Below are 9,896 nucleotides of genomic sequence, written 5' to 3'. Positions count from 1 at the left end.
GCTCTCATCCAACGCGCATAATACGCGGCACACCAGCCTCAACAAGCTTACGCTCAAGATTCTTAATGCCAACAACATCCGCAAAATTAAAACGGACAATCTTACTCACACCGCACTCCCTCATCAGCCTCGACTCACGCTCAGCCTGTCTATCAATATTGCGATTAATAGCGGCCTGATTGTAGGAATTACGCAACATTTGATTATCAGCCGAAGAATTGAAATCAATATTCACATGAGCCGCATTGCTCGAATCAACAAAATACTTCCCATACCCATCAAGCTCACCAACAATCAGCCCACCGACCGGAAGCTGCCACAAAAAATCACACCGATACTTGTACCCCGTATTAGACACAACAAACTCATGCTGCAACTCCGGCACCATAAACCCAAGATCAATCATCGTTCCGCGCGCAAAAGACTCGCCACCATTCTCACTTAATCCGTTCGCAAAACAGCAAAGACGACGCAATCGAAAAAGCGAATCCGCATCACTACCAGCGCCAACCACACTGCTAACACAAAATCCACTGCCGCCAACACCGCCAACACCGCCAACACCGCCAACACCGCAGTTACCGCAACCGCAATATCTACTTTCACAAATCTCAATCACCTTATTAAAATTCACATTATCGCGCGCAGCAGAATCAAAAATCGGCAAAGCAGACCTAAAACTCAAACTGTTAGCAGAATCAAAAAGCAGCGTACTTTTGTCAACAACATGACTTCTAATCTCGTAACTTACCCTATCGCTAAAATGCGGAAGCGTAACAAGACGCCCACCATACTTGCGACTTGGTTGCTCAATGCGCACGTCGTCACTCGTAGCATCCTGCTCCCTACCGGTCGCGCGAATACGATGCAATTGCGGATTGTCGTGCGCAGACTTATTAGTTTTGGAGCGAATATAAATCTGCGTTGGCTGCGTTTGAAGATTACTATTCTGTGAATCATATTCGCCACCAGCAAACAGCACATCGTAATCTTCCACAACGTTATAGCCAAATAACACTGCCCCACTCGTAACCGTAAACTTCCAATCCGGGTAAAGCTCCATCAAAGAAAGCACTATATGACGTATACGTTCTGGAGTATACAGCTTTCCCCAATATTCAGTTTGCGCGTAAAGATTGCGAAAAGTGCGCACAAAAGTGCCGTTTTTCACGCGTCTGTATGCATATTGTTTTTGAGCTGCGTGAATAGGTATGATGCATCTATGCTCTATTTCAGCGTCTCTTATCATACGTATCATTTCGTTGTTAGTTTTAGGCATACTACTGAGGTTATTTGAGAATACGATACATAAACAATAAATTTACAGCATTGTGGTTAAAAGGTATTTAAGGATGATTCATGTGTTACTAACGCAGAACGCCAACTGCGCAAGTAACTAAAAATCTGCATTATACGTTGCTAATGCAGAACACCAACTGCGCAAGTAACGAAAAAACGCTGTTATACGTTGTTAACGCAGAACGCAATATGCACCAGTAACGAAAAATCTGCATTATACGTTACTAATGCAGAACGCAATCTGCACCAGTAACGAAAAATCTGCATTATACGTTACTAATGCAGAACGCAATATGTCCAGCAACAAAAAAGGAGCTTCAAGCCCGAAAGCTTGAAGCCCCATTTATATCAGATTAGCGCAATCACTCAGCTTCGTCGCCATAATCGCCCTGACCACCTTGATCATCAAGGAAGTCATCTGGATTAAAGTCGTCGCCGAGCTTCATATCACCAAAATCAATGTTGGAGAAGTCAACATCACCCATATCGCTTTCACCGAAGTTCGATGGCGTGCTATCAGCACCGCCTAAACCAAAGTTCGGGTAAATGGAGTCGCGAATCTGAGGATCTGGCTCTACCTTAGCGTTACGGTAACGCGCCAAACCAGTACCAGCTGGGATGAGCTTACCGATAATCACGTTCTCCTTCAAGCCCTTAAGGTCATCTTCCTTCTGGCTTAAGGCGGCTTCAGTAAGCACGCGCGTAGTCTCCTGGAAGGATGCTGCGGAAAGCCAAGAGTCAGTAGCCAACGAAGCCTTGGTAATACCCATAAGCTCTGGTCGACCAGCAGCAGGCTTACCACCGTTCTTCACAGCAGCCAAGTTTGCCTCGCGGAACTTTGCCTGATCCACAAGTTCACCTGGAAGAAGATCCGTATCACCAGAATCAATCACCGTAATGCGGCGAAGCATCTGATGCACAATAACTTCAATGTGCTTATCGTGAATATCTACACCCTGAGAACGGTACACGTTGTGCACTTCTTCCACGATATTCACCTGAGCTGCACGTGGGCCAAGAATACGCAGAATCTTCTTAGGATCCACAGAACCCTCAATCAACTGCGTACCAACTTCAACGTGGTCGCCGTCCTTAACCAGCATTGGCGCACGACGCGTCACTGGGTAAACGATTGGCTCAACCGTAGTGTCGTCTGGAGTTAAAGTCACCTGACGGCCGTGGTCAGTATCCTCAACCTTCACAACGCCTGGGAACTCAGCAATTGGAGCCTCGCCCTTAGGAGTACGAGCCTCGAAAAGCTCCGTAACACGAGGAAGACCCTGCGTAATATCGGAAGCCGAAGCAACACCACCGGAGTGGAAGGAACGAAGCGTAAGCTGCGTACCAGGCTCACCAATGGACTGTGCTGCCACAATACCAACAGCTTCGCCAACATCCACGAGTCGGCTCGTAGCCAAGGACCAGCCGTAGCACTTTGCGCAAACACCGCGCTTGGATTCGCAAGTAAGCACAGAACGCGCCTTAACTTCCTCAACGCCATGCGCAACCAAATCACGCAACACGTCCATAGAAAGCGCATCTCCGCACTTTGCCAAAACTGTTGTACCGTCAGCAGGATCGAGAACATCTGCAGCAAGCAAGCGCGAGTATGGACCACCATCAGCAGCCTTAACAAGCGTCAAATTGCCATTTTCGTCGCGATCAGCGATCTTCATCATAAGACCGCGCTTCGTGCCGCAATCTTCTTCGCGAACAATAACTTCCTGCGAAACGTCCACGAGTCGACGAGTCAAGTAGCCAGATTCTGCCGTACGAAGTGCGGTATCTGCCAAGCCCTTACGAGCGCCGTGCTGGGAGATGAAGTACTCCAACACAGACAAGCCGTCGCGGTAGTTTGACTTAACAGGTCGAGGAATAATCTCACCCTTAGGGTTTGCCACAAGACCTCGCATACCTGCAATCTGGCGAATCTGCATCCAGTTACCACGTGCGCCTGACTGAACCATGATGTTCACGTTGTTGTCATCGTGGAAGTTTTCGCGCATTGCGTCTGCGACCTTGTCGGTGCATTCGGTCCACAAGTTGATTAACTCTTGACGACGCTCTTCGTCTGTAAGAAGACCCATATCGTATTGAGAGTTGATTTTTGCAGCCTGATCCTCGTAATCTTGCGCAATCTGCTCGCGATTTGGAGGAAGCACAATGTCGGAGAATGCCATTGTTACGCCAGACCAAGGTGCGCGCGTAAAGCCGAGATCCTTCAAAGCATCAAGGCTTGCCGCCACTTGCGCTGTAGAGTAGCGTGTTGCGATATCGTCGACAATCTTGGAGAGTACGCCCTTTGGTACCTGTTCGTTAACAAACGGATAGTCGACTGGCAAAGTTCCGTTGAACAAAATACGTCCGCAAGAAGTTGCAAACAGTACTGTTCCGTCCTTAAAGCGTTCTTCGCGTACAACGTCTGGGCTACCTGGCTCAGGGTCAACGACCTTAATTTCAGCAGGTTCCCAATTCTTTGGCAGCACGAAGTCTGCAGGAACGCGAATCAACACCTTAGCCTGCATGTCAATTTCGTGCTTGTCGAGCGCCATTTCAGCTTCGGCGAGCGAGGAGAAGATGCGGCCCTGACCCTTGGCTCCCTCGATTACGGTAGACAAGTAGTAAAGACCCAAAATCATATCCTGGGATGGCATGGTAACGGTGTGACCGTCTGCTGGCTTCAAGATATTGTCGGAAGCCATCATCAAAGTACGAGCTTCAGCTTGAGCTTCGGCAGAAAGCGGAAGATGCACTGCCATCTGGTCACCATCGAAGTCTGCGTTGAATGCTGCGCAGGCAAGTGGTGGCAGGTGGATTGCTTTACCTTCAACCAAGATTGGCTCAAATGCTTGAATACCCAAGCGGTGAAGTGTAGGTGCACGGTTCAGCAGCACAGGATGCTCGGAAATAACTTCTTCCAAAACGCCCCACACTTCAGAGTCACCGCGGTCAACCAAACGCTTGGCGCTCTTCATATTCTGTGCGAAGCCCTGATCTACCAAACGCTTAATTACGAACGGCTTGAACAGCTCCAACGCCATTGGCTTAGGCAAACCGCACTGATGCATGCGAAGGCTTGGGCCAACGACGATTACGGAACGGCCGGAATAATCAACACGCTTACCGAGCAAGTTCTGACGGAATCGACCCTGCTTACCCTTAAGCATATCGGAAAGTGACTTTAATGGTCGGTTGGATGCGCCGGTTACCGGACGACCGCGGCGACCGTTGTCAAAGAGCGAGTCAACTGCTTCCTGAAGCATGCGCTTTTCGTTATTAAGCATGATTTCAGGAGCACCAAGCTCAATAAGTCGCTTCAAACGGTTGTTACGGTTGATGACGCGACGATACAAATCGTTCAAATCGGAGGTTGCGAAACGACCACCGTCAAGCTGAACCATTGGTCGCAAATCCGGTGGGATTACTGGAATCACATCCAAAACCATTGCTTCTGGCTTGTTGCCAGTAGTTAGGAATGCGTTGACTACCTTCAATCGCTTCAAAGCGCGAGCCTTGCGCTGACCAGTGCCACTGTCAATTTCTGCGCGAAGTTCCTCTGCAGCAGACTTCAAATCGAAGTCCTGCAAACGCTTCTTAATGGCCTCAGCACCCATGCAGCCTTCAAAGTAGTCACCGTAGCGATCTTCCATCTCGCGCCACAAGTCAACGTCGCCTTCCATATCGCCGGCACGCAAACCTTTGAAACGATCAAACACAGCGTTCAAACGCTGAATTTGCTCATCATAACGGGTGCGAATAGCAGACATCTCGCGCTCAGCACTGGCGCGCAACTTAGCACGAGCAGCACCTTTGCCTTCGCCAGATTCTTCCAGTTCGTGCAAATCTTCTTCGACTTTCTTTGCGCGCGCTTCAATTTCGTTATCGCGGCGCTTGCGAAGGTTGCCGATTTCAGTATCGAATTCGTCTTGCAAATCTGGAAGATCTTGATGACGCTGTTCTTCGTCGACTTTCGTAACCATGTAGGCTGCGAAGTAGATTACCTTTTCAAGATCTTTTGGTGCAATGTCGAGCAAGTAACCCAAACGACTTGGCACACCCTTGAAGAACCAAATGTGCGTCACTGGAGCTGCAAGCTCAATATGTCCCATGCGTTCGCGGCGAACACGGCTGCGGGTAACTTCCACACCGCATCGCTCGCACACGATTCCCTTAAAGCGCACACGCTTGTATTTGCCGCATGCGCACTCCCAGTCGCGAGTTGGACCGAAAATCTGCTCACCGAACAGACCGTCTTTCTCCGGCTTCAAGGTACGGTAATTAATAGTTTCTGGCTTCTTTACTTCGCCGTGGCTCCAGCTACGGATGTCGTCGGCGGTTGCCAGTCCAATCCTCAGTTTGTCAAATGCGTTGACGTCCAGCACTCTTATCGTCCTGTCTGTGAAATTGTTTTATACGTTTTTTAAAAGGTGTTTCTAAGCAAGTGTTACCAGTAAGGGCGCTTCTAAGCAAATGTTGATTTGTTGAGAAGCGCCGTTACTCACTTCTTGCAGAATCACTGGTATTCAGGTTCAACAGCAATCTGGTCTTCCTTGGCGGACGAATCTGGTCGAGCGCCAATATTGAAGCCAAGATCGTCGGAGGATGAAACTGGATCGTCCTCTTCGTCCTTCATGTCAATCGCAACGCCTTCAGCGTTCAACACTTCAACATTAAGTGAAAGCGACTGCATTTCCTTAAGCAACACCTTGAAGGATTCAGGAATGCCAGCTGGTGGCAGGTTATCGCCCTTGACGATAGCACCGTATACACGCACGCGGCCGTCGACGTCATCGGACTTCGTAGTCATCATTTCGTGCAATGTGTAAGCAGCACCGTAAGCCTCGAGCGCCCAAACTTCCATTTCGCCGAAGCGCTGGCCGCCGAACTGAGCCTTACCACCCAACGGCTGCTGGGTAATCATGGAGTAAGGACCAGTGGAACGCGCGTGAATCTTATCATCAACCAAGTGATGCAGCTTCAAAATGTACATGTAGCCCACGGAAATTGGCTTCGGGAATGGCTCACCAGTACGACCATCAAACAGCGTTGCCTTACCATCGGAACCAACAAGCTTGTCACCATCGCGATTGGTGAGAGTTGTAGAAAGCAAGCCCTTCAACGTTTCTGGACGCACGCCGTCGAATACTGGCGTTGCAACTGGAGTACCAGGATCACCATGTTCAGCACCCTGCGGAACGTACTTCTTCCAAGCAGCCTCAAGGTCTGGATCCAGGTTAATATCCCAGCCAGCGTGAGCAATCCAACCCAAGTGAAGCTCGAGCACCTGACCCAAGTTCATTCGAGAAGGCACGCCCAACGGGTTAAGCATGATGTCAACTGGAGTACCGTCAGCCAAGAATGGCATATCTTCTTCTGGAAGAATGCGGGAAATAACACCCTTGTTGCCGTGACGACCGGAAAGCTTATCGCCTTGCGTAATCTTACGATGCTGAGCAATGTAAACGCGAATCATTTGGTTCACGCCATTTGGAAGCTCGTCACCGTCGTCCTCAGCGTCTTCGCGGGTGATTTCCTTCACTGCAATCACAGTACCAGTTTCGCCGTGCGGTACGCGCAACGAAGTATCGCGCACTTCGCGGCTCTTTTCGCCGAAGATTGCGCGGAGCAAACGCTCTTCTGGAGTAAGCTCGGTTTCGCCCTTAGGAGTTACCTTGCCAACCAAAATGTCGCCGGCTTCAACCTCAGCACCGATGCGAATAATACCGCGCTCGTCGAGATTTGCAATTGCGTCTTCACCAACGTTTGGTAAGTCGCGCGTGATTTCTTCAGCACCCAACTTAGTTTCGCGAGCGTCGATTTCGTACTCTTCAATATGAATGGAAGAAAGCGTATCGTCTTGCACAAGACGCTGGGAAATAATCACAGCATCCTCGTAGTTGTAACCATTCCAAGGCATGAATGCAACGAGCAAATTCTTACCCAATGCAAGTTCACCCTTTTCGGTTGCAGGACCATCTGCAAGTACAGTACCAGCTTCTACGCGCTCACCGTCTTTAATAAGCGGCACTTGGTTGTAGCAGGTAGTTTGGTTGGAACGCTGGAACTTAGAAAGCTTGTAGCTGGACTGAGTTCCATCGTCGTTCATAACGCGAATAATATCTGCAGAAACATAGATTACTACACCAGGCTTTTCTGCCAAGATTACGTCGCCAGAATCAACTGCAGCACGCCATTCGGAACCGGTGCCAACAAGCGGACGCTCGGACTTAATCAGCGGCACAGCCTGACGCTGCATGTTCGTACCCATCAATGCACGGTGGCCTTCGTCGTGTTCCAAGAATGGAATCAAGGAAGCGCCGAGGGAAACCATCTGACGTGGGGAAACGTCCATGTAGTCTACAGTGCTTACAGGCACATCGACTGCTTCTTCTTCGTCCACACGAGCAAGTGCTTGAGTGCCTACGAAGTTGCCGTTTTCGTCGAGTTCCTGGTTTGCCTGAGCAATAACGTGTTCGGCTTCGCGGTCTGCAGTCATGTATTCAACTTCATTCGTTACATGACCATTCACAACCTTGCGGTATGGCGTTTCGATGAAGCCGAATGGGTTGATGCGTCCGAAGGTTGCCAAAGAACCGATAAGACCGATGTTTGGACCTTCTGGGGATTCGATTGGGCACATACGTCCGAAGTGGGATGGGTGCACGTCTCGAACTTCCATGGAAGCGCGATCGCGAGAAAGACCACCAGGACCAAGTGCGGAAAGACGACGCTTGTTCGTAACGCCTGCCAGAGGATTGTTCTGATCCATAAACTGGCTAAGCTGGGAAGTTCCGAAGAATTCCTTAATAGTTGCGTTTACTGGGCGAATGTTAATCAAGGACTGAGGAGTAATTGCTTCCGCATCCTGAGTTGTCATACGTTCGCGCACAACGCGCTCCATGCGGCTTAAGCCAGTACGAAGCTGATTCTGCACAAGCTCGCCAACCTGACGAATACGACGGTTGCCGAAATGATCAATATCGTCAACATCAACGCGCAACTGCACATCTTGACCGTCGCGCTTGCCTGGGAAGGTTTTCTCACCGGAGTGTAAGGTTACCAAATATTTGATAGTGGCGATAATATCTTCACGATTCAAGCTGCGATCAGCGTAGTCGGCTTCAATACCGAGCTTGCGGTTGATCTTGTAACGACCAACACGAGCCAAGTCGTAACGCTTCGTATTGAAGTAGAAGGAATCGAGAAGATTGCGACCAGCTTCTGGAGTTGCAGTATCTGCTGGGCGAATCTTACGATATAAATCGGTAAGTGCATCGTCTTGCGTTTCGATTGGTTCCTTTGCGAGCGCATCCAAAACGAGTGGATAGCCTTGGAAAGCGTCGGCAATCTCATCTTTGGTCATACCGATAGCCATAAGGAATACGATTGCAGACTGCTTGCGCTTACGATCAACACGAACGCCTAAAACGTCGCGCTTATCAATCTCAAATTCCAACCATGCACCGCGGCTTGGGATAATCTTCGCGCCGAAAACATCCTTGTCGGAAGTGCGATCTTGCGTGCGATCGAAGTACACACCTGGAGAACGCACAAGCTGCGAAACGATTACTCGCTCGGTGCCGCCAATAATGAAGGTGCCGTGTGGTGTTTGCAGTGGGAAATCACCCATGAAAACAGTCTGGCTTTTAATTTCGCCAGTTTCGCCGTTTTCAAACTCAGCGTTCACATACAGTGGAGCAGAATAGGTGTAATCCTTTTCCTTGCACTCAAGCACAGTGTGACGTGGTTCTTCAAAGTATGGGTCAGAGAATGTGAGGCTCATGGTCTCAGCGAAATTCTCAATTGGGGAAATCTCTTGGAAGACTTCGTCAAGACCGGAAACGTGAGGTACGGTATGAGTTCCGTTTGCCTCATCTTCAGCAACGCGCTTCTTCCAGCGTTCAGAACCAATCAACCAATCAAAGCTGTCGGTTTGCACGCCGAGGAGGTATGGCACATCAATAGGCTCACAAATAGAGCCAAAATTCACACGATCTGACGCTTTGTGCAACTTAATATCATGCTCGTCAGCACGTGCGATGACTTTCGTGGTGCTCGTCATAGCTTGTTCAGCAGCCAATGGACGTTCCTTTATCACTCGCTAGTTAACTATTTAATCTTGTAATCTTTGAAAACTAAAGAAATTCGCGGCAAATGAAGTGCTATTGAAGCAGATTGCAATTCGCGGGCGCCTTCTTCGGTTCCATGAGTATGCCCGCTATATGACACACCTTACACAGATTGTCTATTTTATCAAAAACTCCAGACTTTTCGCCGCTATCACCCTGACAACAAAAAACGACAACAAAAGCCGGAAAAGTTGCGCGCGTTTGCGCGACGACCTGCTTGAGCGCTGCGATTTAGTACGCGAAAGCAACTCGGAGCGCCGAGCTTGCTCAAGGTTGAAAGCACAGTGTGCTTTCAACGCAAGCTCAGTAGCAAGTACGCTTAGACCGCGCGAGCGTTACACTCCGCCCAAGTCCACAATCTCGGGATAAAGTGCGAGCAAATGTGGACTTGCACACGACCCAAGTACACAAACGCAGGGAATTCTCCAGCAAATGTTTCTGTAGCTTTGCAGTCATGCTTTGCTAACG

General features: G+C 49.3%; 3 protein-coding genes. All 3 read right to left on the bottom strand.

Annotated elements, in window-relative coordinates; translation table 11 throughout:
* Positions 1-4: 4 nt before the first annotated feature.
* Positions 5-1,249: an AMP-dependent synthetase gene (locus HMPREF3208_RS06825; RefSeq protein WP_230953115.1), complete on the bottom strand. Its 1,245-nt coding sequence runs from the start codon at positions 1,247-1,249 to the stop codon at positions 5-7.
* A gap of 412 nt (positions 1,250-1,661) precedes the next feature.
* On the bottom strand, positions 1,662-5,681 hold the full coding sequence (locus HMPREF3208_RS06005; RefSeq protein ID WP_064347754.1) for a DNA-directed RNA polymerase subunit beta': 4,020 nt from the start codon (positions 5,679-5,681) through the stop codon (positions 1,662-1,664).
* 131 nt (positions 5,682-5,812) lie between these two features.
* Positions 5,813-9,361 carry a DNA-directed RNA polymerase subunit beta gene (gene rpoB / locus HMPREF3208_RS06000; RefSeq protein ID WP_064347766.1) on the bottom strand — a complete coding sequence of 1,183 codons (3,549 nt, stop codon included), beginning with the start codon at positions 9,359-9,361 and terminating at the stop codon, positions 5,813-5,815.
* Positions 9,362-9,896: the final 535 nt, after the last annotated feature.

The sequence above is a fragment of the Gardnerella vaginalis genome (assembly GCF_001546485.1).
Lineage (GTDB): Bacteria > Actinomycetota > Actinomycetes > Actinomycetales > Bifidobacteriaceae > Bifidobacterium > Bifidobacterium vaginale_D.
Note: the sequence above shows the minus strand (reverse complement) of the source record. Positions and strands in the feature narration are given on the sequence as shown.

Bases quoted from the DNA above. Each gene is read 5' to 3' on its own strand.
- HMPREF3208_RS06825 (WP_230953115.1), bottom strand. From the start codon at position 1,249: ATGATAAGAGACGCTGAAATAGAGCATAGATGCATCATACCTATTCAC.
- rpoB (WP_064347766.1), bottom strand. From the start codon at position 9,361: ATGACGAGCACCACGAAAGTCATCGCACGTGCTGACGAGCATGATATT.